The 24,690-nt window shown below is 68.2% G+C and carries 18 protein-coding genes, 1 tRNA gene and 1 pseudogene; 3 read left to right on the top strand and 17 right to left on the bottom strand.

From position 1 onward, the window contains the following. Position 1: 1 nt before the first annotated feature. The 3 genes from QHF85_RS30980 to QHF85_RS30970 are packed head-to-tail and all read right to left on the bottom strand — an operon-like array spanning position 2 to position 2,476. Positions 2–1,141, bottom strand: coding sequence for a serine/threonine-protein kinase (locus QHF85_RS30980; protein ID WP_281330974.1), 1,140 nt, complete (start codon positions 1,139–1,141; stop codon positions 2–4). A gap of 58 nt (positions 1,142–1,199) precedes the next feature. Further along, complete coding sequence (locus tag QHF85_RS30975) at positions 1,200–1,580, bottom strand: hypothetical protein (RefSeq protein WP_281330973.1); 381 nt, start codon at positions 1,578–1,580, stop codon at positions 1,200–1,202. After that, positions 1,577–2,476: a histone deacetylase gene (locus QHF85_RS30970; RefSeq protein ID WP_281330972.1), complete on the bottom strand. Its 900-nt coding sequence runs from the start codon at positions 2,474–2,476 to the stop codon at positions 1,577–1,579. The genes QHF85_RS30975 and QHF85_RS30970 overlap by 4 nt, the downstream gene beginning before the upstream one ends. 68 nt (positions 2,477–2,544) lie before the next feature. On the opposite strand from QHF85_RS30970, the gene QHF85_RS30965 reads away from it, so the two are divergent. The 3 genes from QHF85_RS30965 to QHF85_RS30955 are packed head-to-tail and all read left to right on the top strand — an operon-like array spanning position 2,545 to position 6,562. Continuing rightward, entirely contained in the window at positions 2,545–3,480 is a 936-nt protein-coding gene (locus QHF85_RS30965; RefSeq protein WP_281330971.1) for a DUF58 domain-containing protein, read from the top strand. Beyond that, the gene (locus QHF85_RS30960) at positions 3,477–5,510 is read left to right on the top strand and encodes a VWA domain-containing protein (RefSeq protein WP_281330970.1); all 2,034 of its coding nucleotides are present in this window, start codon (positions 3,477–3,479) and stop codon (positions 5,508–5,510) included. The genes QHF85_RS30965 and QHF85_RS30960 overlap by 4 nt, the downstream gene beginning before the upstream one ends. A gap of 38 nt (positions 5,511–5,548) precedes the next feature. Beyond that, the gene (locus QHF85_RS30955) at positions 5,549–6,562 is read left to right on the top strand and encodes a hypothetical protein (RefSeq protein WP_281330969.1); all 1,014 of its coding nucleotides are present in this window, start codon (positions 5,549–5,551) and stop codon (positions 6,560–6,562) included. A 48-nt stretch (positions 6,563–6,610) separates the two neighbouring features. Here the strand turns inward: QHF85_RS30955 and panB are convergent, their stop codons facing one another. The 14 genes and pseudogenes from panB to QHF85_RS30885 form a co-directional block, all read right to left on the bottom strand. Then, positions 6,611–7,552: a 3-methyl-2-oxobutanoate hydroxymethyltransferase gene (panB, locus tag QHF85_RS30950; protein ID WP_281330968.1), complete on the bottom strand. Its 942-nt coding sequence runs from the start codon at positions 7,550–7,552 to the stop codon at positions 6,611–6,613. 150 nt (positions 7,553–7,702) lie between these two features. After that, positions 7,703–9,079, bottom strand: coding sequence for a DUF2330 domain-containing protein (locus QHF85_RS30945; protein WP_281330967.1), 1,377 nt, complete (start codon positions 9,077–9,079; stop codon positions 7,703–7,705). Positions 9,080–9,242: 163 nt separating this feature from the next. Further along, entirely contained in the window at positions 9,243–11,423 is a 2,181-nt protein-coding gene (locus tag QHF85_RS30940) for a DUF4388 domain-containing protein (protein WP_281330966.1), read from the bottom strand. Between the two features lie 197 nt (positions 11,424–11,620). Beyond that, complete coding sequence (gene rpoC, locus QHF85_RS30935; RefSeq protein ID WP_281330965.1) at positions 11,621–15,952, bottom strand: DNA-directed RNA polymerase subunit beta'; 4,332 nt, start codon at positions 15,950–15,952, stop codon at positions 11,621–11,623. A 6-nt stretch (positions 15,953–15,958) separates the two neighbouring features. Then, entirely contained in the window at positions 15,959–20,086 is a 4,128-nt protein-coding gene (rpoB, locus tag QHF85_RS30930) for a DNA-directed RNA polymerase subunit beta (protein WP_281330964.1), read from the bottom strand. Positions 20,087–20,358: 272 nt separating this feature from the next. Continuing rightward, positions 20,359–20,748, bottom strand: a complete 390-nt coding sequence (rplL, locus tag QHF85_RS30925) for a 50S ribosomal protein L7/L12 (RefSeq protein ID WP_281330963.1) — start codon at positions 20,746–20,748, stop codon at positions 20,359–20,361. A gap of 176 nt (positions 20,749–20,924) precedes the next feature. Next, complete coding sequence (rplJ, locus tag QHF85_RS30920; protein WP_281330962.1) at positions 20,925–21,461, bottom strand: 50S ribosomal protein L10; 537 nt, start codon at positions 21,459–21,461, stop codon at positions 20,925–20,927. A 2-nt stretch (positions 21,462–21,463) separates the two neighbouring features. Then, the gene (gene rplA / locus QHF85_RS30915; RefSeq protein WP_281330961.1) at positions 21,464–22,174 is read right to left on the bottom strand and encodes a 50S ribosomal protein L1; all 711 of its coding nucleotides are present in this window, start codon (positions 22,172–22,174) and stop codon (positions 21,464–21,466) included. A 167-nt stretch (positions 22,175–22,341) separates the two neighbouring features. After that, entirely contained in the window at positions 22,342–22,785 is a 444-nt protein-coding gene (gene rplK / locus QHF85_RS30910; protein ID WP_281330960.1) for a 50S ribosomal protein L11, read from the bottom strand. A gap of 55 nt (positions 22,786–22,840) precedes the next feature. Further along, complete coding sequence (gene nusG / locus QHF85_RS30905) at positions 22,841–23,371, bottom strand: transcription termination/antitermination protein NusG (RefSeq protein WP_281330959.1); 531 nt, start codon at positions 23,369–23,371, stop codon at positions 22,841–22,843. A 22-nt stretch (positions 23,372–23,393) separates the two neighbouring features. Further along, complete coding sequence (gene secE, locus QHF85_RS30900; RefSeq protein ID WP_281330958.1) at positions 23,394–24,047, bottom strand: preprotein translocase subunit SecE; 654 nt, start codon at positions 24,045–24,047, stop codon at positions 23,394–23,396. Positions 24,048–24,197: 150 nt separating this feature from the next. Next, a tRNA-Trp gene (locus tag QHF85_RS30895) sits at positions 24,198–24,270 on the bottom strand. A 61-nt stretch (positions 24,271–24,331) separates the two neighbouring features. Beyond that, positions 24,332–24,466, bottom strand: coding sequence for a 50S ribosomal protein L33 (gene rpmG / locus QHF85_RS30890; RefSeq protein ID WP_272422023.1), 135 nt, complete (start codon positions 24,464–24,466; stop codon positions 24,332–24,334). Positions 24,467–24,538: 72 nt separating this feature from the next. Continuing rightward, a pseudogene (locus QHF85_RS30885) lies at positions 24,539–24,690 on the bottom strand (elongation factor Tu); the annotation flags it as partial.

Here is a 24,690-nt window from a genome sequence, read left to right as displayed (position 1 = left end):
CTTAGCGCCCAAGGAGTCCGAGGGCCATCACGACCGCCGCCACGAGGACGACGGCGATCCCGAGCCACACAGGCCATCGCCGGGGGCGCGACGCGACCGTCGCCTCCGTCGGCGCCCGTTCCTCGGCCACCGCGCGCTCGATCGTGGCGTACGGATCGCTCTTCACCTGGGTCATGCCCACCTCGCTGGGCGCGTCCCTGCGGCCGACGAGCATGTCCTCCCGCAACGCCATGCCTCCCGCCAAGAGGGGCATCATCGCTTCGAGCATCGCCGCCGCGCTGGAGAACCGTTCTTCACGCTCCAGCCGTGACGCCCGTTCGAGGAGCGCCTCCACATCGGGGCCGACCCCCGGCACGACCTCGCGCACCTTGGGCATCGGCTTCGTCGCGATATGCTTGAGCAGCAAGGGGAACGATTTGACGTCCGCATGCGGCGGCTTTCCGGCGAGCATCGCGAACAGCGTCACCGCCAGCGAAAACAGGTCGCTGCGTGCGTCGACGCCTTTCGCGCCGTCGAGCTGCTCCGGCGACATGTAAAGCGGCGAGCCGAGGAGCTGCCCCGTCTCGGTCATGGAGAGCTGCGGTGCCGAGAGGGCCAAAGGCGCGGCGCTCGTGGAAGGATCCGGTGGGAGGCGCCGGATCTTGGCGAGGCCGAAATCGAGGATCTTGACCACGATTGCGCCGCCTTCCCGCCGCGCGAGAAAGAGATTGCCGGGCTTGATGTCCCGATGCACCACGCCCGCCGCATGCGCCGCCGCGAGCCCCACGCAAACCTGCGCCGCGATCCGCAGCGCCACGTCGACCTGCAAGGGACCGACCCGGTCGAGGAGGGATTGCAAGTCCTCGCCGCGGAGCAGCTCCATCACGAGAAACGGCGCGTCCGTGGCGGGATCCCGCTCGATGTCGAGCACCTGGGCGATGTGCTCCGACGCGAGCGACCCCGCGATGCGCGCCTCCTGCTCGAAGCGCAGGAGCTCGGGATCATGCGGGGCAAGGACGCTCCCCAGCCGCAGCGATTTGATCGCCACGCGCCGGCCGGTTTGCAGGTTCTTCGCGGCGTAGACCGTGCCTATCGCCCCCTCCCCGAGAACGGTCGAGAGCTCGTATTTATCGCCGATTTTCCCTTGAACCCTGATTCCCAAGGTTCCGAGGGTACGCTCCATGGCGCGCGGCGGACAAGGGGGTCAGGACGTAGCCGCCCTAACCCCCCCCATCCACCGTCGCCGGCCGCGCCGCCGAGAGCAGCGCCCCCGGACAAACCACCGGCTGCGTCCGCTCCGTGCTCCCCTCCCGCAAGCACGATTTGCCCGTGACACGAATACGCTCGCCGACCTGCAAATCCTGCGGGCAGGGCGTGCGCGTCGCCGGAGAGACGGCGTCCCGGTCGACCGAATACACCTCGCATCGCTCGGCCGTGCGCGCGAGGTAATGGCGGATCGTCGGGCGCCGCGGCATTGCAGCAGAAGGCGCGGCCGATGCCGTGGGCTCGGGCGGAGCGGGAGAGGGCTCCGCGGAGTCGCCGCCGCGGCAGGCCGGGAGCAAAGCCGCGAGCAGGAGCAGCGTGGTTCGTCCGGGCGTCATCCGAAGACCTCGCGGGCGACGGCATACGTCCCGACGTGCGCGTCGAGGGTCGCGTCGATGGGATCGGCATAACCGCCGCCGAGCGTGAGCGCGATCGGAATGCCCCGGCGGCGCGCTTCCCCGAGGACACGCTCGTCCCTCCGGCGCATGCCCGCGGCCGTCATGCCAAGCCGGCCCAATTTATCCGCCCCAAGCGCGTCCACGCCGCCCTGGAAAAACACCAAATCGGGGTTCGATTCGGCGAACGCGCGCGCGAGAAAGGGTTCGAGCGCGCCAAGGTATTCGTCGTCGCCCGTCCGGTCCGGCAGCGCGAGGTCGAGGTCGCTTCGCTGCTTGTGAAAAGGGAAATTCTTCTCGCCGTGGATCGAGGCCGTATAGACGCGCGGCTCGCCCTCGAAAATGGCCGCGGTGCCGTCGCCCTGGTGGACGTCGAGGTCGAGGACGAGCACCCGGCGGACGTCGCCCGCGTCGAGCAAGGTGCGGCAGGCGACCGCGATGTCGTTGAAGACGCAGAATCCAGCGCCCCGATCGGCAAACGCGTGGTGCGTCCCGCCGGCGAGGTTTCCCGAAATGCCGTCCTCCAGGGCGGCGCGGCCCGCGCAGATCGTGCCGGAGACGCTGGCCCGGGACCGGCGCATGAGCGCGTCGGACCAGGGAAAACCGATGGCGCGGAGGACGCGGGGGTCGAGCGTGCCCGAGAGCAAGCCTTCGAGGTAGGACAGCGCGTGGACACGCTCGAGGTCGGCGATCGAGGCGGGCGTCGAGGGCAGGAGGTCGGTCGGATCGAGCAGGCGAGCTTCCAGCAAGCGCTCGCGAAGGCGCGCGTACTTCGCCATCGGGAAGCGATGCCCGGGCGGAAGCGGGACCTCCACGTGATCGCAGAAGAACACGCGCACGGTCCTCTCCTTGCCACAAGTTTTGTCGTGGCGGGCCTTTGGCGTTGGGGTAATTCATCGGTCCCCCCATGGCCGAGCTTCGCCCCTCGTCGCGCTCCGGAAAGGACGGGATCCCCATCGACTGGGGGAGCCTCGCGCCGCTGCGCCTGCGAGCCCGGACGCTGGCCGAAGGCGTATACGCAGGCGGGCATCGGAGCGTACGCAAAGGCCCCGGCGTGGAGTTCGGAGGGCACAGGCCCTACGTGCCCGGCGACGATCTCAGGTTCTTCGACCGGCGCGCGCTGCTGCGGCACGACCGGATGATGGTGCGCGAGTTCGAGACGGAGACGGATCGCGCGCTGTGGCTCTGCGTGGACGCGACGGCGTCGATGGCCTACCGGAGCCAGCGGGCCCCAGGCGCAAAGCTCGCGTACGGGGCGCTCGTGGCCGCGGCGCTCGCGCGCGTGGCGCTCTCGACGGGCGATCCCGTGGGGCTCGCGTGGCTCGGCGGGCGGGGGACGCTGCCGCTGCCGGCGTCGAGCGGGCGCGAGGCGTTCGACAGGGTCGCAGGGGCGCTCGAAGGGGCCGCGGCCGCAGGCGACGCGAGCACGGACGACGGGGCCATGGAGCGCGCCCTCGCCCCCGTGGCGCGGCGCGCGCGGCGAGGCGCGGTGATCGTGCTGGTGAGCGATTTCGTGGACCTGCCAGAGAGGGCGCTCTCGGCGTTCACGGCGCTCGGGGCCGGCGGGCGATCGCTCGTGGCGCTCCGGGTGCTCGATCCAAACGAGGCGGATCTCGGTTTCTCCGGGCACGTGCGGCTCCGCGCGAGCGAGGGCGACGTGGTCGTCGAGACGGACGCCGAGGAGGTGCGCGCCGTCTACCGCGAGCGGCTCGCCGGGATCGCCGAGCGCTGGTCGAAGGAGCTGTCCGCGCGGGGCGGTCGCTGGGTCGAGGCGGTCACGGACCGACCCCCCGCCGACGTGGTGCGCGAGGTGGTGCGCGCCGTGGCCGAGGCGCGGGCATGAGCTTCGCCACGCTCGCCGCGCTGCTCGTGGCGCTGCTCGTCGGCGCCCCGGTCGCGGCGCACCTGCTGCGGCGAAGGCAAGCCGAGGAGCAACCCTTCCCCCCCGCGAAGCTCGTGCCGCCGACGAAGCCCATGGCCCGGCGGCGGAGCATGCTGGAGGATCGCTCGCTCTTCGCGGTGCGAGCGCTCAGCGTGCTGATGCTCGCGGTGCTCGGCGCGACGCCCTTCGTGCGGTGCGCGCGGCTCGGGCTGTCGCGGAAGGACGGGGCCTCGGTGGCGCTCGCGATCGTGATCGACGACTCGCTGAGCATGCGCGCGCCGCTGGAAGGCGGGACGGGCGGGCCGGGCAAGCGGACGAAGTTCGAGCGGGCCCTCGCGTCGGCGCGGGAGCTCGCCACGGGCCTGCGCAGCGGCGACGCGGTGGCCGTGGTCCTCGGGGGCGCGCCGGCGCGCGTGGCGCTCGCGTCGACGACGAACATGGCAGCCGTGACGGGCGCGCTCGACGCGATCGAGCCGTCCGATCGCGCGACCGATCTGGAAGGGGCGCTGACGCTTGCGCGGGAGCTCTTGCGCAGCGTGCCGCACACCGATCGGCGCGTGGTGCTGCTCAGCGACCTCGCGGACGGGACGCCGAACGCGACGCCCCTCGGCGGCGGCTCGGACACGACGCTGTGGGTGCCGCTGCCGGAGCTCGAAGCCTCGGGCCGCGATTGCGCGGTGACGCGCGCGGATCTGCGCTCGGGCAAGGTGCGAGCGCGTGTCGTGTGCAGCCCCGAGGCGCGGCCGGCAGGCGAGGGCGCGGCCGTGATCTCGGCCTCGGTCGGGCGGGCGGTGGAGCTGCGCGCCGGGGGCAAGGTGCTCGCGTCGGCGCCGCTCGGGCCCGCGATCCGCGCCGAGGAGATCGCGCTCGACGTGCCGGAAGGCGCGCCGGAGGAGCTGATCGTCGGGCTGACGCCGGGCGACGCGATCCTCGAGGACGACGAGGCGCCGGTGGTGCCGGCCGGCGGGGCGCTGCCGATCGCGGTCGTGGTGGACGTGGCCTCGACGCACGTGGCCACGGGCGGGCCGCCGCCGATCGAGCAGGCCCTCGCGGCGATGCACCTCGACGCGGAGGTGCGGCCGCTGCCCGCGGTGCCGGACCACACGGACGAGCTCGCTGCATTCGCGGGGCTCATCGTCGACGACGTGCCGGGCTTCACGCCGGAGGGACGGCGTTCGCTGTCGGCGTGGGTCGAGCGAGGGGGCGTGCTGCTCTTGACGTTCGGCCCGCGCGCGGCGACGGCCCCGCTCGGCGCAGGATTCGACCCGCTCGTGCCAGGCGTGGTGCGCTGGGGGCCGAGCCCGTCCCCGGGCGCCGATCTCACGAGCGCGGTGTTCTTCGGGCCGAGCGCGGAGGGCCTGGGAAAACTCTCGCCCGACGGGCGCGCGTCCTTCGACCCGGCCGCCGCGACGAACGCGGACGTGCTCGCGCGGTGGGACGACGGCGCGCCCCTGCTCCTGCGCCGCTCACTCGGCCGGGGCGCCGTCTTCGCGCTGTCCTTGCCGCTCACCGTGGACGAGAGCGACTTCGTCCTCCGGCCCGCCTTCCTGGCGCTGCTCGACCGGTTCGTCGGGACGGCGCGGGCGCGAGGCGGGGCGCGGCAGATCGACGTCGGCGACGCGTTCACGTTCGACGGGTTCAAGGACGTCGCGATCGAGCGGCTGCCCGTGCGCGCGGGCGAGGCGCGCCGGCCGATCCCGGTCGTGGAGCAGGACGGCCGTCGCCGCGCCGTGGCGCCAGTCCAGGGCAGGTACGAGGTGCGCCTCGACGGCGAGCGCGCGATCCGCGTCGCGACCGTGCCCGAGCGCGAGATCGATCTGCGTCCGCGGCGCGTGATCGACGCGGCGCGCGCCGAGGAGCTCGGCGGGGTCGTTCCCTCGATTGACGCGTCGCCGTACGTCGCGCTCGGGCTGCTCGGCCTCGCCGTGCTGGAGCTGTTCCTGCGCGCGGTGGGGCAAAAGCGCGAGGGTTCGGCGTCCACGCCGGCCTGAACCGCGTTAGCATCGCGTCCTTGCCCAGGAGTGGGGACATGCGATTCACGTGCTTGCTTGCGATCGCCGCGCTTGCCGCGGCCGGGTGTACCGCCGACGGCAGGGACCTCTTCGGCACGCGAAACAACGCCGGCGCGGGCGGTGACGGCGGCGCAGGCGGAAGCGGCGGCATGGGCGGCATGAGCGCGTCGTCGTCGTCCGCCTCGTCGTCCTCGTCGTCCTCGTCGAGCGCATCGAGCTCAAGCGCGTCCTCGTCCTCGTCCTCGTCTTCGTCGTCGTCGTCGTCGTCCTCCTCGTCCTCATCGGGCGGCGGCGACGTCTGCCAGCACGCGGTCTGCACCGTCGGGGACCCGCTCACGGACGGCTGCAATTCCTGCGTCGCGCAGGTCTGCGGGTCGCAGAACGGCGCTGGGTGTTGCGACGGATTCTGGGGCGGCAACTGCGTCGCGCTCGCCGATCAGCTCTGCAACGCCGGCTGCTGCGGCAACGGCGAGTGCAACGGCGAGACGTGCGACACGTGCCCGAACGACTGCGGCGCCTGCTTCTGCGGCGACGGCGCGTGCAACGGCGGCGAGGATTGTGGCTCGTGCGCCGAGGATTGCGGGCCCTGCGCGGAGTGCCCGCACTCGGTCTGCGGCACGGGCGAGGCGCTCGATCCGGACGTCTGCCGCGCGTCTTGCGTGGACGAGGTGTGCATGCAGGACGCGAACTGCTGCGGCATGAACTCGAGCGCGCCGTGGAACGGAGCCTGCTCCTACCTCGCGGACATGATCTGCGGCGCGGATCCGTGCATCACGTCGGTGTGCATGGATCAGCCCGAGTGCTGCACGACGGGCTGGAACCAGGCCTGCGTGGACGCGGCCACGATGAAGTGCGGCGTGAGCTGCAACTGCGCGCACTCGATCTGCCAGGGAAACGGCGGCGCGCTGGATCCGACGTGCAACCCGTGCGCCGCGGCCGTTTGCAAGGCCGATCCTTATTGCTGCGAGCAGAGCTGGGACGGCATCTGCGTGGGCGAGGTGGAGCTCATCTGCGGCATCAACTGCAATTGATGCCGAAGGCGCGGGGCGGGCTCGCGGGCCCGCCCTCGCCCTCGAAGCTCAATGCGTCTGCCAGTGCGGAGGAATCTCCTCCAGCTCCAGCACCGCAGCAGCAGGCTCGGCCGGCGGCGTGATGCGGCGCGGGCCGTTCGGCTTGAAGCTGTGCTCGGCGCCGGGGAACGTGCGCGCTTGCACCTCGTCCACGTACGCCCGCGTCGCCGCCATGATCTGCTCGCCCACCTCGGAGAAACGCTTCGCGAAGCGCGGGCGCAGATCCGGGTACATGCCGAGCATGTCGTAACAGACGAGCACCTGCCCATCACACCCCGCGCCCGCGCCAATCCCGATCGTCGGGACAGATACGGCCGCCGTGATCTCCTCCGCGAGATCCGGCGGGATCGCTTCGAGCACGATCGCGTAGGCGCCGGCCTCGTCGAGCGCCTGCGCGTCCCGCACGAGCCGCGCCGCGTTCTCCTCGCCCTTGCCCTGCACCTTGAAGCCGCCCATCGCGTGCACCGATTGCGGCGTGAGCCCGATGTGCCCACACACAGGGATGCCCGCCGCGACGATGCGGCGCACGTGCTCGGCGATCTCCTCGCCGCCTTCGAGCTTCACGCTCTCGAACGCGCCGTCCTTCATCATGCGGCCCGCGTTCTCCAGCGCCTGCATGGCCGAGACCTGGAAGCTCATGAACGGCATGTCCCCGACCACATGCGCGCGCCGCGCCCCGCGCGCGACCGCACGGCCGTGGTAACAGATCTCCTCGACCGTCACCGGCAGCGTCGTCGGATGCCCCTGCACGACCATGCCGAGCGAATCGCCGACGAGCAGCATGTCCGCGCCGCCCTCGTCGAGGAGGCGCGCCATCGTGAAGTCGTAGGCCGTCACCATCGCGATCGGCGGCCCACCCGCCTTGCGCGCGCGGATGTCCGGGACGGTGACTTTCTTCGGGGCCGCAGGCGGTCGTCCACCGCCGCTGCTCTGACCTTTGGGACCGTACATGTCTTCCTCCGGGTCGCGGCCGCATGGACGCGGTCCACGCCTCCGAAGAGGCTAGGGTGACCCGAACGAAACAGCAAGACGCGCGATCCGCGAAAATTTCGCGGGAGCCGCGCATTCGCGGCCCCCGGAAAAACTGCACGCGCGGTGAAATCAGCGGCGACGACGGCGACGCGCGACGGACAGCAGCATCGCGCCGCCGAGGAGCCCGAGCGCCGCGGGCATGCCCGACTCGCCGCCGACGGCGCAGCCGCCGCTGCTCGAGCCCGGGTTCGGGTCGTCCTCGCCCACGCCGAAGCCGTTGTCCCACGGGTTCAGGTCGGGGTCGGATCCCGGCCCTTCGCCCGTGCCCGTGCACCACTCCGGCGGCGGCGGGCACACGGGCGGCGTGCCGACGGCGTTCGTGACCTGGAGCCATCGCTCGATGTACGACTGGTCGTTCGACGCGCCGAGCTTCAGATCCGCCGCGAGCGCCGCGCGCGAGAGCTCCGCGTGGATGCGGGTCACCCAGAGGTTGTTCTCGGGGATCGCACCGAAGAGCGCGTCGAGGTCCTCGACGCACTCCTCGAGCGCAGTCGGGCCCATCGGATCGCCGCCGTAGCCGCTGTTTTCCGGGTCGTATTCGGCCGTGTACTTGAGGCTGTCTTCGATCCAGTAGCGCGACAGCGGCTCGCCCGCCTCGACGAGCCACGCCTTGCCGCCCGACGCGTCGAAGCTCTTCTGCTTGAGGTCCTTGTAGTTGCTCGACTGCGTGTCCCAGTTCCACACGAGATCCGGGGCCTTGATCTTGAAGCTCGGGAAGTTCGTCGGCTCGTAGCGGCCCTCGGCGAGGACCCACAACGTGATCGGCGTGATCGCGCCCGTGCCCGCGGCGACCATGCGCAGCGGCAAGACCGGCACCGCGCCCGGCGACGTGACGCGCACGGGGCGCATCGAATCGATGCCCTGGCCGGGCACGAGCTTGAGGGCGAGGAAGTCGAAGCCCTCGCTCACGTACGCGTCGACGATCGGCTTGATGTCCGGCGGGATGTTGTAGCCGTTCGTGAGCAACCAGTTCGCGAGCGCGCTCGGATCCTGCGAGGAGAGCTGCACCGTCGCGTACGGACCGACGACCTCTTCGGCGATGACCTCGACGCCGCCGCCCGCGCCGCCGCTGCCGCCGGCGCCGTCCCCGCCGGCGTTCGGCGCGCCCACGCAGCCCGACGGGAGGCAGTTGATCGAGGGCGAGAGGACCGAGACCTGCGTGGCCTGTTCGAGCGCGCCAAAGACAGCGTCCGACGAGAGCCCGACGTCGACCTGTCCCTTGATCGGCAGGAGCCAGGCGAACGAGGAAGGATCACCGGCGTAGGTGATTTGATCCCAAAGGGTCGTGCGATCGTTTGAGATCGAAAGAACCATGCGATGGCCGGTGACCTGCGTGGTCTCCTGCTGGCTGATGAAACAACCGCCGCACGCATCCGAATCGGTCGCGTAGAGGGCGGGCGCCAAGAGGAACGGCAAAGACAAGGCGAGGGCGCGAAGGAGCTTCATCGCGATTCTCCAAGGCAAGGGCCCGGCAACGCCGAGCGAGGAACGCTTCGCCACGCGAGCCACCCCATGAAGGCGCGCGGCGCTTTCATTCTACGCCGCTCCACGCTCCAGAGACGCGCGGTGACGGGAGATCAGGAAAAGAGAGCGGTCACTGGAATGACCGCTACGGCGCGTGCAGCATGCCCTCGTCGAGGCGGCGCATGCCTTCGAGCAAGAGCGCCTCGGGCGAAGCAGCGATCGTGCGGCCGGAGGGCTCGACGCCCGGCTCGAGCCGGAACTCGCCCTCGTTCAACGTGAGCATCCGGTAGAAGGCCTCCTCGCCGACGACCTGCTCCCAGCGCGCGTCCACGACCTGCCCATCCGCGAAGTGGATCTCGCCCGTGCCCTTGCCAGTCTGGATCCGCAGCGCGCACGTCTTGCGGCCATGCCAGAGGACCTGGACCATGTCCGGAATGCTCATCTCCGCGAGCGATCCCGTCACGCCACGCCCGCCGCCGCGCGCGACGCGGCGCTCGACGAGCTGACGGAGCTTCGCGGCGAAGATGTCCGCGGACGTCGGCTTCGCGACGAAGTCGTCGACGCCGAGATCAAAGGCCTTCTGCGCGCTGTGACGGTCGTTCTTGCGCGTGAGGATCACCCACGTGATCCCGCGCCCCCACGACTCCTTCTGCGCGTCGGCGCGGAGCGCGAGGCCCATCTCCGGCTCTTCGAGGTCGATCTCGCTGACGACCGCCGCGATCTCGCCGCCCTCGAGCTCGCGCCACGCCTGCGCCACGGTCCGCGCGACGCGCACCTCGAAGCCCTGCTCGATGAGCCGAAGCTCGAGCACCGTGGTCTCCTCGGGATCCGGATCGATGACGAGCACGGTGTACCGCTCGGACAAAAGCCGCGCGCGCATGTCGTCGCCCGTGACCTCGTGCCGGAAGAGGTCGACGATGTTCGGATCGAAGACCGTGCCGCGATACCCGGCGAGCACGTCGCACGCCTCGGCCGGGCGGAGGATCTTGCGGAACGGATTGCGCGGGTTCTGCGTGAGATCGGCGTAGGTGTCCGCGACGGCGAGGATGCGCGCGCCGAGCGGGATCTCCTTGCCGGCGAGGCCATGCGGCAAGCCGCGGCCGTCGTATCGCTCGTACATCGCCTGCAGCGCGGCGACGGTCTCCGCGGGTAGCCCGACCGATCCCATGAGCTGCGCCGGGAGCGCGACGGCCTTGAGGCCCGCGACGCGGTGGCCCTCGTACTCCGCGACGTTCAGCGCGGTGAGGTGATACGCGCCCATCTTGCCGAGATCGTGCAGGTACGCGGCCACGACGAACGCCGCGACGTGCGCAGGCGCGAGGCCGATGCGCTCGCACGTGCGGCGGCAGAGGCGCGCGACGACGGCCGAGTGGCCGCGGAGATCCTGGCGGTTCGCTTCGAGCAAGCTCACGAGGACGTTGAGCGTCTCGATGTACTCGTGCGTCTCGATCGGCGTGAGGATCGGGACCGGTGGAGGCGGCGGCGTGGGCGACGGCGTGGTCGCCGTCAACGGACGAACCTGCGTGGTCGGCGCGTGCCCTCCGGTCGGCGACGTCTGCGCGCTCGCCGCGAGCGGCGCAGGCCCGCCGCCGTTCACGGAGGGCTGCGTGCTGCCCGCATTCGGCGAGGGCTGCGTCTGCTCGCGCGCCATCACGGACGGGCTGGTTTGTCCGGTCGCAGAGGGAGACGTGGGCATCGGCGCGCGCGGCGGCGGCGTCTGCGCGGCCGTGTTGCGCGGCGATGCGGCAGGCGTCGGCACGGGCCCCGTCGCAGGGCGCGCCGGCGAGGGGCCGAGATCGATGTCGATGAAGTCGCCGGTCGTCGCGTTCGTCGCGACCGGACGGAGGACCGCCTCGAAGGCCGATGCGTCCTTGAAGTAGTGCCGCGCGATCGCAGCGCGCACCGCCGCCGGCCGCGCCACGAGCGCGCGCACCTCGCGCACGCCCGCCGCGAGCTTCACCTCGTGGATCGCAGCGTCGTTGTCGGGATCTGCGGTGACGACGGAGAGCACCGACTTCGCCTCGTCGAGCAGCACCGGGAAGACGCCGTGCATCTTCGCGGTCTTCGGTAACACGCGGCCGAGCACGCGCGGCTCGATCGCGGCCTTCGCGAGCTTCTCGGTCGAGACGAACCGCGTGTTGTGCAGCGTCGCGACGTACTTGAGGAGATCTCCTTCGGGCACGATGTCGAGCTCGACGAGGGAGTCCTCGATGCGGCCACGCTGACGGCTCGCGTGCTCCACGGCGCGCCGATGCTCCTCGGCCCCGATCCGGCCCTCGGAGAGCAGGCGATCAGCGACACGCTGGTTGGTGCCGTGCACGGACATCGCGAGTGCAGAGATAGTACATGTCCGCAACGACGGGGGATCCCAAGACCCGCGAAGCAGCAGCCATCCGGCGGATCGGCAGGAGACGGCGCGTGCCTGGCCGAACAAAAGAACACACGCCCGCGCCTGAAGACAGGGCGGGCGTGCGTCGAGGGGTCAGGAGGCCGTCAGCGACGACGGCCCCCCTCCCCTGCACCTCACTCCTCGTTGACGGCCGTGAGCGTCTCCTCGGGGCGAGGACGCGGCGGCGCCATGGCCGGCGCCGGGGGCTCGGCCGCCGGCGCGCGCTCGCGCACCGGCTGCTCGCCCTCGACGATGACCTGCAGCCGCTTGTAGGCGGGCAGGCCCGTACCGGCCGGGATCAGGCGGCCCATGATGACGTTCTCCTTGAGACCACGGAGATCGTCCACCTTGCCGCTGATCGCCGCCTCGGTGAGCACCTTGGTCGTCTCCTGGAACGACGAGGCGCTGATGAACGACTCGGTCGAAAGGCTCGCCTTCGTGATGCCGAGGAGCAGCGGCTCGGCGATGGCGGGACGGCCGCCACGCTCGAGCACCCGCTCGTTCTCGCGCTCGAAGATGTGCTTCTCGACCTGCTCGTCCACGAGGAAGTTCGTGTCGCCGACGTCCTTGACGCGAACGCGCCGGAGCATCTGCCGCACGATGACCTCGATGTGCTTGTCGTTGATACCGACACCCTGCAGGCGGTAGACCTGCTGGATCTCGTTCACGAGCCAGGCCGCGAGCTCCTTCTCACCCTTCACGCGCAGGATGTCGTGCGGGTTCGGCGGGCCATCCTGGAGCGGGTCGCCCGCGCGCACGCGATCGCCGGGCTGCACCTGGATGTGCTTGCCCTTCGGGATCAGGTACTCGCGCGCCTGATCCGCGATCGGGTGACCGTCCGCGCCGAACGGCGTGATGATCACCTTGCGCTTGCCCTTCGTGTCCTTGCCGAAGGAGACCTCGCCATCGATCTCGGTGATGATGGCGTGATCCTTCGGCTTGCGGGCCTCGAAGAGCTCGGCGACGCGGGGCAGACCACCGGTGATGTCCTGCACCTTCGTCGTGTCGCGCGGCATCTTGGCGATGATGTCGCCGGCCTCGATCATGTCGTCCTGCTGGGCGACGATGTGCGCGCCGACCGGCAGGAGGTAACGCGCCTCGAGCTCGCTGTTCGGGAGCTTCAAGGTGGCGTTCGAGTGCGGATCCTTCAGCGAGATCCGCGGGCGGAGGTCGGCCGCCTTGGACTCGATGACGACCTTGCGCGACAGGCCCGTGACCTCGTCGACGCGCTCCTGGACGCTGACGCCCTCGACGAGGTCGCCGTACTTCACGATGCCGGTGACCTCGGTGAGGATCGGCGTCGCGAACTGGTCCCACTCGGCGAGCAGCTCGCCCGGCTTCACGCGCTGGCCATCGGCAACCTTCATGTTGGCGCCGTAGACCAGGCGATGATGCTCGCGCTCGCGGCCCGTCTCGTCGACGACGACGAGCTCGCCGTGGCGGTTCATGACCACCATGGAGCCGTCCTTCTTGCGCTGCACGTTCGCGCGGCGCAGGCGCACGGTGCCCTCGGTCCGGGCCTCGAGGTAGCTCGCCTCGATCTTGCCGCGGGCCGCCGTACCACCGATGTGGAACGTGCGCATCGTGAGCTGCGTGCCGGGCTCGCCGATCGACTGGGCGGCGATGATACCGACCGCCTCGCCGATGTTGACGCGGTAGCCACGAGCGAGGTCGCGGCCGTAGCAGAGCGCGCAAACGCCCCGCCGCGTCTGGCAGGTGAGCACCGAGCGGATCACGACCTCCTCGATGCCCGCGTCCTCGATCCGCTTGACGGAAGCCTCGTCGAGCTCGGTGTTGGCCGTGATGAGGACCTCGCCGGTGAGCGGGTCGATCACGTCCTCGAGCACGACGCGGCCGAGGATGCGGTCGCCGAGGGGCTGGATCACCTCGCCGGCCTCCTCGAGCTTCGTCACGCGGATGCCGTCGATCGTGGCGCAGTCGTACTCGGAGATGACCGCGTCCTGCGCGACGTCGACGAGGCGGCGGGTGAGGTAACCCGAGTTCGCCGTCTTGAGCGCCGTGTCCGCGAGACCCTTACGCGCGCCGTGCGTCGAGATGAAGTACTGCAGCACGGTGAGGCCTTCACGGAAGTTCGCCGTGATGGGCGTCTCGATGATCTCGCCGGAGGGCTTGGCCATGAGGCCACGCATCGCGGCGAGCTGACGGATCTGCTGGGTCGAACCGCGCGCGCCCGAGTCCGCCATGATGTAGATCGGGTTGAAGCTCGGCTCGATGCTGTCCTTGCCCGTCTCCGGATCGGTGATGCGCTCCTTGCCGATCCCGTCCATCATCTTGGCCGTGACGGCGTCCGCCACGCCGGCCCAGATGTCGACGATCTTGTTGTAGCGCTCGCCGTCCGTGATCAGACCTTCCTGGTACTGCTCGACGACGCGCTCGACCTCGCGCTGCGCCTCCTCGAGGAGGTCCTTCTTCGCCGGCGGGATCACCATGTGATCCATGCAGATCGAGATACCGGCGCGCATCGCGTGGTCGAAACCAAGCGTGCGGAGCCGGTCCGCGAGGAGGACGGTCTCCTTGTTGCGGTGGACGCGGTAGCAAACGTCGATGAGGGCCGAGAGCGCCTTCTTGTCGAGCGTCTTGTTCGCGTAGTCGAAGCTCACGCCCTTCGGGAGGACCTCGGAGATGAGCACACGACCCACCGTCGTCTGCACGATGCGGCGCTTGATCTGGCCGTGCTCGTTCTTGACGAGGTTGCCGTCCTCGTCGATGTGCGGCACGCGCACGCGGATGCCCGAGTGCAGCACGACCTCGCCCGCGTCGTACGCCATGCGCACCTCCTCGGGAGATGCGTAGACGCCGCGCAGGTACCCCTCGGCCGTCGAGCCGTCCGTGCCCTGGCCGTCTGCGCCGAAGCGCAGGCTGCCCTCGCGGAAGCTCCCCTTCGAGAACTTGCGCTCGCGCGTGGCGTAGTAGAGCCCGAGCACGATGTCCTGCGTCGGGTTGATGATGGGCTTGCCGTTCGCGGGCGAGAGGATGTTGTTCGTGCTCATCATGAGCACGCGCGCCTCCATCTGCGCCTCGATCGAGAGCGGCACATGCACCGCCATCTGGTCGCCGTCGAAGTCGGCGTTGAACGCCGCGCAGACGAGCGGGTGGAGCTGGATCGCCTTGCCCTCGATGAGCACCGGCTCGAACGCCTGGATGCCCAGGCGGTGGAGCGTCGGCGCGCGGTTCAGGAGCACGGGATGCTCGCTGATGACCTCTTCGAGGATGTCCCAGACCTCGGGACGCTCCTTCTCCACCATCTTCTTCGCGCTCTTGATGGTGTTGACGTACCCGCGCTCTTCCAGCTTGTTGTAGATGAACGGCTTGAAGAGCTCGAGCGCCATCTTCTTCGGCAGACCGCACTGGTGCAGGCGCAGCGTCGGGCCGACGACGATGACCGAGCGGCCCGAGTAGTCGACGCGCTTGCCGAGCAGGTTCTGCCGGAAGCGACCCTGCTTGCCCTTCAGCATGTCGCTGAGGCTCTTCAGCGGACGCTTGTTCGGGCCCGTGATCGTCTTGCCGCGGCGGCCGTTGTCGAAGAGCGCGTCGACCGCCTCCTGGAGCATGCGCCGCTCGTTGCGGATGATGATCTCCGGCGCGTTCAGCTCGAGCAGCCGCTTCAGGCGGTTGTTGCGGTTGATGACGCGGCGGTAGAGGTCGTTCAGATCGCTCGTCGCGAACCGACCACCGTCGAGCGGAACGAGCGGGCGCAGGTCGGGCGGCAGCACGGGGATGACCGTGAGCATCATCCACTCGGGCCGGTTGCCGCTCTCCCGGAACGCCTCGACGACCTTCAGGCGCTTCGCGAGCTTCTTGCGCTTCGCCTCGCTCGTCGCCTTGCGCATCTCCTCGCGGAGCAACTCCGCGAGCGCGTGCACGTCGACCTGCTTGAGCATCTCGAGCACGGCCTCGCCGCCCATGCCCGCCGCGATCTTGTCGTCGCCGTACTCGTCGATGATCTGCAGGTAGCGCTCCTCGCTGAGGAGGTCGCCGCGCTGCAGACCCGTCTCCTTCGGGTCGATGACGATGTACGCCTCGCAATAAAGGACCTTCTCCAGATCCTTCAGCGTGATGTCGAGCATGTTGCCAATGCGCGACGGCAGGCTCTTCAGGAACCAGATGTGCGCGACCGGCGTCGCGAGCGAGATGTGGCCGAGGCGCTCACGTCGAACCTTCGACTGGATGACCTCGACGCCGCACTTCTCGCACACGATCCCACGGTGCTTCATGCGCTTGTACTTGCCGCAGTTGCACTCGTAGTCCTTCACAGGCCCGAAGATCTTCGCGCAGAAGAGACCATCCCGCTCCGGCTTGAACGTGCGGTAGTTGATGGTCTCCGGCTTCTTCACCTCGCCGTGCGACCACTCCCGGATCTTCTCCGGGCTCGCGAGCGAGATCCGAATGGCGCTGAACGACAGCGGATCTTTGGGCTTCTCGAAGAAGCTGAAGATGTCACGCATTCGGCATCACTCCTCTTCCGCGGCCGAGGCCTCGAGGCCCGTCTCGACCAGCTCGACGTTCAGACACAACGATTGCAGCTCTTTGATGAGCACGTTGAAGCTCTCCGGCAGGCCGGCCTCCAGCGTGTACTCGCCCTTGACGATCGCCTCGTACATCCGCGTACGACCCATGACGTCGTCCGATTTCACCGTGAGGAACTCCTGCAGCGCATAGGCCGCGCCGTAGGCCTCCATCGCCCACACCTCCATCTCGCCGAGGCGCTGACCGCCGAACTGAGCCTTTCCGCCCAGCGGCTGCTGCGTGACGAGCGAGTAGGGGCCGATCGACCGGGCGTGGATCTTGTCGTCCACGAGGTGGTGAAGCTTCAGCATGTACATGATGCCCACCGTGACGTTCTGATCGAACGCTTCGCCCGTGCGACCATCGAACAGGATCGCCTGGCCCGAGCTCGGCAGACCCGCGAGCGCGAGCGCGCCCTTGATGTCCTCCTCGCTCGCGCCGTCGAAGACCGGCGACGCGACGAACACACCGTGACGAACTTTGCGCCCGGCCCGCACCGCGTCACCCTCATCCATCGACGCGACGATGGCCGAGCTCTCCTCGTCGCCGGCGTAGACCTCCGCCAGCCGGTTGCGAATCTCGGCGCCGGCCTTCTGCACCTCGATCATCTGCTGGAGCTGTCGGCCGAGCTCGTAGGCACCCCAGCCGAGGTGAATCTCCAGGATCTGACCGACGTTCATGCGGCTCGGCACGCCGAGCGGGTTCAGCACGATGTCCACCGGCCGGCCGTCCTGCAGGTAGGGCATGTCCTCCTCCGGAAGAATCCGGCTGATGACGCCCTTGTTGCCGTGGCGGCCTGCCATCTTGTCGCCGACCTGGAGCTTGCGCTTGATGGCGATGTAGACCTTCACCATCTTGATCACGCCCGGCGGCAGCTCGTCGCCCTTCGACAGGCGCTCGATCTTGTCGCGGAAGTGCTCCTCGCGCGTGCGGACGAGGTCCTCCAGATCCCGCAGGATGTTCTGGATGCGGTCCGTCTCCTCCACCGGGATCTCGCCCCAGTAACGGCGCGGGATCTCGGCGAGGGCCGCCTCGGTGATCTCATCGCCCTTCTGCAAGAGGACCTTGCCCTTGTCGTCGATGAGCTTCCCGTTCGTCGTCTTGCCGACCAGGATCTCGCGGACCCGGCGATAGAACGAATCGCGCAGGATCTTGATCTCCTCGTCGCGCGTCCGCTCGATCCGCGCGCGCTCCTGATCCTCGATGTCCCGCGCGCGATCGTCCTTCTCCGTGCCCTTGCGGGAGAAGACGCGCGCGTTGATCACGATGCCGCTCACGCCCGGCGGGACCTTGAGCGAGCTGTCGCGCACGTCGCCGGCCTTCTCGCCGAAGATCGCGCGGAGCAGCTTCTCCTCGGGGGAGAGCTGCGTCTCGCCCTTCGGCGTGATCTTTCCGACGAGGATGTCGCCCGGACGAACCTCGGCGCCGATCCGCACGATGCCCGAGTCGTCGAGGTCCTTCAGGGCCTCCTCGCCGACGTTCGGGATGTCGCGCGTGATCTCTTCCTTGCCGAGCTTCGTGTCGCGCGCGACGCACTCGAACTCCTCGATGTGGATCGAGGTGAACACGTCGTCCTTCGCGATGCGCTCCGAGACCAGGATCGAGTCCTCGAAGTTGTAGCCCTGCCACGGCATGAACGCGACGAGCACGTTCTGCCCCAGCGCGAGCTCGCCCATGTCCGTCGACGGGCCGTCCGCGAGCACGTCGCCCGCCTTCACCACGTCGCCCGTGCGCACGATCGGCTTCTGCGTGTAGCAGGTCGACTGGTTCGAGCGCTGGTACTTCATGAGGTGGTAGATGTCCGGCACCTCGGCGCCCTCGCCCGCCGCGCGCACCACGATGCGCGTCGCGTCGACGCTCTCCACGATGCCCGGACGACGCGCCACGACGCACACGCCCGAGTCCCGCGCGAGCCGGTTCTCCATGCCCGTGCCGACGAGCGGCGCCTCGCTCTTGATGAGCGGCACGGCCTGGCGCTGCATGTTCGCGCCCATGAGCGCGCGGTTCGCGTCGTCGTGCTCGAGGAACGGCACGAGCGCAGCCGCGACGCTCACCATCTGGTTCGGCGCGATGTCCATGAGCTCGATCATGTCCGACGCGACGATCTTGAAATCGCCGTTGAGACGCGCCGAGACCACGTTCTCGCGGAACTTGCGACCATCATCGAGCGCGGCCGTCGCCTGCGCGATGTACTTGCCCTCTTCCTCGAGCGCGCTGAGCCAGGTCACCTCGTCGGTCACCGTGCTCTCCGTCACCTTGCGGTACGGCGTCTCGACGAAGCCGAACTCGTTCACGCGGGCAAACGTCGAGAGCGACGCGATGAGACCGATGTTCGGACCTTCCGGCGTCTCGATCGGGCAGATGCGGCCGTAGTGCGTGGCATGGACGTCGCGCACCTCGAAGCCCGCGCGCTCGCGCGTGAGGCCGCCCGGACCGAGGGCGGACAAACGACGCTTGTGCGTGACCTCGGAGAGCGGGTTCGTCTGGTCCATGAACTGCGAGAGCTGCGAGCTCCCGAAGTACTCCTTGACCACCGCGGAGACGGGCTTCGCGTTGATCAGGTCGTGCGGCATGAGCGTGTCGATCTCCTGCGACATGCTCATGCGCTCCTTGATCGCGCGCTCCATACGGACCAGGCCGATCCGGTACTGGTTCTCCATGAGCTCACCGACCGCGCGCACGCGGCGGTTGCCGAGGTGATCGATGTCGTCGACCGAGCCGCGGCCGTTCTTGAGCTCGATGAGGTGCCGGACCGTCTCGAGGATGTCCTGCGGCGTGAGCACCGTGAGATCGAGGTTCGGACGCTGGCCCTCCGGCAGATCCCGGTAGAACTTGTAGTTGAGCTTCAACCGGCCGACCTTCGAGAGGTCGTAGCGCTCCGGGTTGAAGAACAGGTTGTGGAACAGCGTCTTCGCCGTCTCGAGCGTGGGCGGATCACCCGGGCGCAGGCGGCGATAGATCTCGAGGATCGAGTCCTCCTGCGTCTTCACCTTGTCGGCGAGCAGCGTGTCGCGGAGGTACGAGCCGACGTTGAGGCCGTCGATGAAGAGGATGCGGAAGCTCTCGAGCTTCGCCTCGCGGATGCGCTCGAGCTTGGCGTCCGTGAGCTCCTCGTTCACCTCGACGATGACCTCGCCCGTCTCCGGGTCGACGACGTCGTGCGCCGCGACCTTGCCGACGAGCTCCTCGGTCTCGACCTGCATGCGCTCGAGCTTCGCCTCCTTCATCTTGCGAATCGCGGCGCGCGTGAACTTCGTGTTCTTCTTGACGATGACATCTTCCTTGATCTTGATGTCACGCGTCGCGCGCTGCCCCGCGAGGAGGTCGTACTCGATGCTCTTCGCGTACTTGCCGCCCTTCTCGAGGAAGACCGTCTCCGTCGAGTAGAAGTAGTTCAGGAGGTCCTGCGTCGAGTAGCCGAGCGCGCGCAGGAGGACGGTCGCGTGCATCTTCCGGCGACGGTCGATGCGCACGTAGATGATGTCCTTCGGATCGAACTCGAAATCGAGCCACGAGCCGCGGTACGGGATGACGCGCGCCGAGTAGAGCAGCTTGCCGCTCGAGTGCGTCTTGCCCTTGTCGTGATCGAAGAACACGCCGGGCGAGCGGTGGAGCTGGCTGACGACGACGCGCTCGGTGCCGTTGATGATGAACGTGCCCGTCTCGGTCATCAGCGGCAGCTCGCCGAAGTACACCTCCTGCTCCTTGATATCCCGGACGATGCGTTCGCCGCCGTCACGGGTGTCGTAGATCATGAGCTGGTTGGTGACCTTGATCGGCGCCGCGTAGGTCATGCCTCGCTGGCGGCATTCCTCGACGTCGTACTTCGGCGGCTCGAGGTTGTACGAAACGAAGACGAGCTCGCTCGTCCCGTTGAAGTCCTTGATGGGGAACACCGAGCGGAACACCGCCTGGAGCCCGACTTCCTCCCGCTCGTGCGGCGGGACGTTCATCTGGAGGAACTTGTCGTAGCTGGACTTCTGGATGTCGATCAGGTTCGGAACGTCGATGATGCGACGAACACGCCCCAGACTCTTACGGATGCGGAAGTTGGATTGGACGACCGACGGCATCGATATTCCTCCGGCTCCTACGGGTGCACAGGGCTCGATCCCCGCGCGCTCCACGAACCGAGCATCAGCCTCGAAGCTACGAAACAGCCATCAAAGGTCCCGGCGACGGACAAACTCGGCTGCGCTACCGCGACCTGGAAGACGCGCCCGAAACACGCGACAGACGCAGCAGCAAACCCCCCAAAGACAAAACTCGACGCGCGGCAGGGACGTTCGCCCCTGCCGCCGTCGCATGGCGGATCGCGCTGTCCCTGAACGGGAAGCCCGGATCCTTACTTGAGCTCGACCGTCGCACCTGCCTCGGTGAGCTTCTTCTTCATCTCCTCGGCGTCGGCCTTGGAGACCGCTTCCTTCACGTTCTTGGGCGCGCCCTCGACCAGGTCCTTCGCCTCCTTGAGGCCAAGGCCCGTGATCTCGCGGACCGCCTTGATGACCGCGATCTTGTTCGCGCCGGCGTTCGCCAGCACGACGTCGAACTCGGTCTTCTCCTCGGCCTTGGGCGCCGCCTCACCACCACCACTCGGAGCAGCAGCCACCGCCACCGCGGCCGGAGCAGCCTTCACGCCCCACTTGTTCTCGAGCTCCTTGATGAGCTCGGCGATCTGGATGACCGGCAGGTTGGAAAGGTAATCGACGACCTGCTCCCGCGTGATCTCAGCCATGACGAGACTCCTTCAAACCGTCTGCGCGCCGCGGTGGGATGAGTACCCCGGGGCGCGTCTGTAGATCAAAACCCGAAGGGCGCAATGCCCTTTCTCACTGGTCGAGCGTTTGGAGCTCCGGACCACCTCCGGTCCCCCTTCGCCCCGACCACGATCGGACCCGGAACGTGGGCTGCTCAGCCCGCCCCGCCGGCCGCGTCCTCCTTGGCCTTCAACAGGTACGCGAAGTTCTGAAGAGGCGCATTGAGCTGCTGCAAGAACTGCTGGAGAGGCGCCTGCAACGTGGCAAGCAGCGTCGCCCTGAGCTCGTCCTTGCCGGGCATCGTCGCGAGCTGATTCTCCACGCCTTCGGCGTCGAGAACCTGGCCCTCGATGAGGCCCGCCTTGATCTTCAGCTTCTCGTGTTCCTTGTCCTTGCGGAAGGCCTTCACGACCTTCGCGGCGGCGCTGGGATCCTCGTAACTCCAGGCGATCCCGGTCATCCCGACAAGCGTATCGTCGAGCTTCTTCGACCACGCGTGATGCTTGATCGCGTGACGAACGAGCGTGTTTTTCACGACTCGGTACTCGACGCCCGCCTTCCGGAACTCGTCGCGCAGCTTCGTGACGACTGCGACGTTGAGCCCCGTGAAGTCGAGGAAGACCGCCGAGGTCATGCGATCGAATCGCTGCTTGACCTCGCCGACCAGAGCCTCTTTCTCCGTGCGCTCCATGATCAGCCCTCCTCACCCTTGTCGCTGAGGTGCACCGGGTCGATCCGGACGCCCGGGCCCATCGTCGAAGACAACGTGATGCTCCGGAGATAAATCCCCTTCGCAGTCGACGGCTTCGCGCGAATGAGCGCCTGAATCAAGGCCTCCGCGTTCTTGGCGAGCGCGTCCTCCTTGAAGGAGACCTTGCCGATCCGAGCGTGCACGATGCCCGCCTTCTCGACGCGGTACTCCACCTTGCCGGCCTTCGCTTCGGACACCGCCGTCTTCACATCGACGGTGACGGTGCCGACCTTCGGGTTCGGCATGAGGCCTCGCGGACCGAGGATACGACCGAGCTTACCGACCAAGCCCATCATGTCGGGCGTCGCGATCACGCGGTCGAAGTCCATGAAGCCTTCCTGGATCTTGTTCACCAGGTCGGCCTCACCGACGAAATCAGCACCCGCCGCTTCCGCTTCCTTCGCCTTTTCGCCCTTGGCGAAGACGAGGACGCGGACCGACTGGCCCGTTCCGGCCGGCATGACCACGGCGCCGCGAACCATCTGGTCCGCGTGACGCGGGTTCACGCCCAACCGCACTGCGAGGTCGACGGTCTCGTCGAACTTCGCCGATGCGGCCTGCTTTACGAGCGCACACGCTTCTTGAAGCGTGTACTTGCGCGTGCGGTCCACCATGGCCTGGGCCGCAGCGCGTTTCTTGGCGACTTTCGGCATCTGCCCTCCTGTTTATCGGCTTACGCCTCCCACGGTGCGCCGTTCTTAACCGTGGTTCTCCCCCAACGTGGGGGGGTGCTCTTGTAAAACCGCGCTTTTGCGCGGCCGCGCGCTCGTCGCCGGCTTCTCCGCCAAACGGAGATGCGACAGAACGCGCGATGAACGACTCAATCGACGATCGTGATGCCCATCGAGCGGGCCGTACCCGCCATGCTGCGCATCGCCGACTCGAGGTTCGTCGTGTTCATGTCCTGCATCTTCATCTGCGCAAGCTCCTGCAGTTGCTTGCGCGACACCTGGCCGACCTTCACCTTGTTCGGTTCCTTCGAACCCGAACCAGGCTTCTTCTTGGTCTCCAGCCCCGCGGCCTTCTTGAGGAGGACCGACGCGGGCGGCGTCTTCAAAATGAACGTGAACGACCGGTCCGAATAGACCGTGATCACCACCGGGATGATCATGTCGCCCTGCGAGGCGGTCCGCGAGTTGAAGTCCTTGCAGAACGCCATGATGTTCACGCCGTGCTGGCCGAGCGCAGGACCGACCGGCGGCGAGGGGTTGGCCTTCCCCGCAGGGAGCTGAAGCTTGACGTACCCGGTGACCTTCTTCGCCATTGCTTTACCCGTTCTGTGCTGCGTCTACCTTGTTCGTTCCGACCCGGAACGTCGCTCAGCGCTTCTCCACGGCCGAAAAATCGAGCTCCACGCTGGTCGGACGGCCGAAGATCGACACCTTGACCTTCAGCTTCTGCTTATCCATCTTCACGTCGTCCACGGTCCCGGTGAAGTTGGCGAACGCGCCGTCGAGCACGCGAACCTCTTCACCGACCTCGAACGTGAGCTTGGGCTTCGGCTTGACCGCGCCCTCCACGATGCCGCGACGCAGACTCTCGATCTGCGGGGACGGGACCTCTTGCGGCGTCTGGTTGCCGATGAAGCCCGTCACCTTCGGCGTGTCCTTCACGAGGTGCCACACCGTCTCGCTCATCTCCATTTCGGCGAAGATGTAGCCAGGCAGGCTGAGTTTCTGACGAACCCGCTGCTTGCCCCCGGGGCGGTTCTCCGTGACCGTTTCACTCGGGATCAAGATCTCGCCAATCTTGTCCTCGAGGCCGTGCTGCTTCGCTCGCTGCTGGAGCGCATCGCGCACCTTCGCCTCGTAGCCCGAGTAGGTATGAATGACGTACCACTTCTTCGCCATGGCGCGTGGCTCCCGAACGGCCCTAGCTCCCAGTGCCGTAGACGATGCCCGTCACGAACGACCACAACCGGTCGAGCAACGCGAGATAGAGGGTGGCCACTGCGCTCGCCGCAATGACCACCATGGTTGAGTTCGTGACGTCCTTCTTGGTCGGCCACTTGACCTTGATCAGCTCCGAAGCGACCTCGTCCGTCCACTCCCGCACGTCGGGACGACGATAGGTCCGCAGCGTGACGATGATCGCAACGACGCCCGCAATCACGGTCGCATACGTCGCCTTGTCCTCGTCCGTGACCGCCGCGAGCGCAGGTACCGCCCGGCTGAACCAGTCCCGGTTCGCGAGGTTGGCCCAGATCCCATGGATGGCCTTGCCAAGCACGTACGCGCCGAGGATCGCCGCCCCGAAGAACCCCGCCATCACGTAGCGGTCGGAGCCGAGCGGCCGCGCTGCGGCCTCCTCGTCCCCGGCTTCTTCGCCCGAAGGCTGCCCCTCGGGGCCCTCCGCCGCAGCGTCGTCGTGCTCTTCGCCGGCTTCGTCTGCGTCCGACGCCACGTCGAGATCGCTCCCCTTGCGCACCGCGAGCGAGGCGTCCGCCCCCGAGTCCGGGGCAGACTCCGGCGCAGAGCCCTTCTTGGGGGCCTTGCGTGCCTCGTCTTTCTCTCGTCGTGTCGCCATCGCCGTTCGTCCCAAACGTGCCGGATCTCGCTTCGAGCAGCGTCACCGACATCTACGCCTCGCCCGCTCGCTTCCGCGAGGTCGAGCGAGGCGTTTCGTGCGACCCCCACCTGGTGCTGAAGGGACAGCGAAAGGAGGGGCCCTTGTGGGCAGGGGCAGAGAGGCTCGAACTCCCGACCTGCGGATTTGGAATCCGCTGCTCTACCAGCTGAGCTATACCCCTTCAACCTGCTCGACCCGGGACTGATGCCACGAGCCGAGCGGTTCGTCTACTTCGGATCCGACTACTTCGTCTCCCGGTGCAGCGTGTGCTTTTTGCACTGCTTGCAGAACTTCTTCAGTTCCACGTAGTCCCCGGGGGACTTGGTCGTCTTGTAGTTTCTCGCCGTACACTCGGTGCAGGCCAGCGAGACCGGGATACGTGTCCCTCGTTCTCCCGCGGCTCCACCGGAGCCACGGGACCCGCCGCCCTGCACCGACATCACGCCTCGCTACTTGACGATCTTCGTCACGATTCCCGCGCCGACGGTCTTGCCGCCCTCACGGATCGCGAACCGCATCTGCTCCTCGAGCGCGACCGGCGCGATGAGCTCGATGTTCATCGTGATGTTGTCGCCCGGCATCACCATCTTGACCCCCTCGG

The sequence above is a fragment of the Polyangium sp. 6x1 genome (genome assembly GCF_029946515.1).
Lineage (GTDB): Bacteria > Myxococcota_A > Polyangia > Polyangiales > Polyangiaceae > Polyangium.
Note: the sequence above shows the minus strand (reverse complement) of the source record. Positions and strands in the feature narration are given on the sequence as shown.

Bases quoted from the DNA above. Each gene is read 5' to 3' on its own strand.
- QHF85_RS30975 (WP_281330973.1), bottom strand. From the start codon at position 1,580: ATGACGCCCGGACGAACCACGCTGCTCCTGCTCGCGGCTTTGCTCCCG.
- QHF85_RS30965 (WP_281330971.1), top strand. From the start codon at position 2,545: ATGGCCGAGCTTCGCCCCTCGTCGCGCTCCGGAAAGGACGGGATCCCC.
- QHF85_RS30960 (WP_281330970.1), top strand. From the start codon at position 3,477: ATGAGCTTCGCCACGCTCGCCGCGCTGCTCGTGGCGCTGCTCGTCGGC.
- QHF85_RS30955 (WP_281330969.1), top strand. From the start codon at position 5,549: ATGCGATTCACGTGCTTGCTTGCGATCGCCGCGCTTGCCGCGGCCGGG.
- panB (WP_281330968.1), bottom strand. From the start codon at position 7,552: ATGTACGGTCCCAAAGGTCAGAGCAGCGGCGGTGGACGACCGCCTGCG.
- QHF85_RS30945 (WP_281330967.1), bottom strand. From the start codon at position 9,079: ATGAAGCTCCTTCGCGCCCTCGCCTTGTCTTTGCCGTTCCTCTTGGCG.
- QHF85_RS30940 (WP_281330966.1), bottom strand. From the start codon at position 11,423: ATGTCCGTGCACGGCACCAACCAGCGTGTCGCTGATCGCCTGCTCTCC.
- rpoC (WP_281330965.1), bottom strand. From the start codon at position 15,952: ATGCGTGACATCTTCAGCTTCTTCGAGAAGCCCAAAGATCCGCTGTCG.
- rpoB (WP_281330964.1), bottom strand. From the start codon at position 20,086: ATGCCGTCGGTCGTCCAATCCAACTTCCGCATCCGTAAGAGTCTGGGG.
- rplL (WP_281330963.1), bottom strand. From the start codon at position 20,748: ATGGCTGAGATCACGCGGGAGCAGGTCGTCGATTACCTTTCCAACCTG.
- rplJ (WP_281330962.1), bottom strand. From the start codon at position 21,461: ATGGAGCGCACGGAGAAAGAGGCTCTGGTCGGCGAGGTCAAGCAGCGA.
- rplA (WP_281330961.1), bottom strand. From the start codon at position 22,174: ATGCCGAAAGTCGCCAAGAAACGCGCTGCGGCCCAGGCCATGGTGGAC.
- rplK (WP_281330960.1), bottom strand. From the start codon at position 22,785: ATGGCGAAGAAGGTCACCGGGTACGTCAAGCTTCAGCTCCCTGCGGGG.
- nusG (WP_281330959.1), bottom strand. From the start codon at position 23,371: ATGGCGAAGAAGTGGTACGTCATTCATACCTACTCGGGCTACGAGGCG.
- secE (WP_281330958.1), bottom strand. From the start codon at position 24,047: ATGGCGACACGACGAGAGAAAGACGAGGCACGCAAGGCCCCCAAGAAG.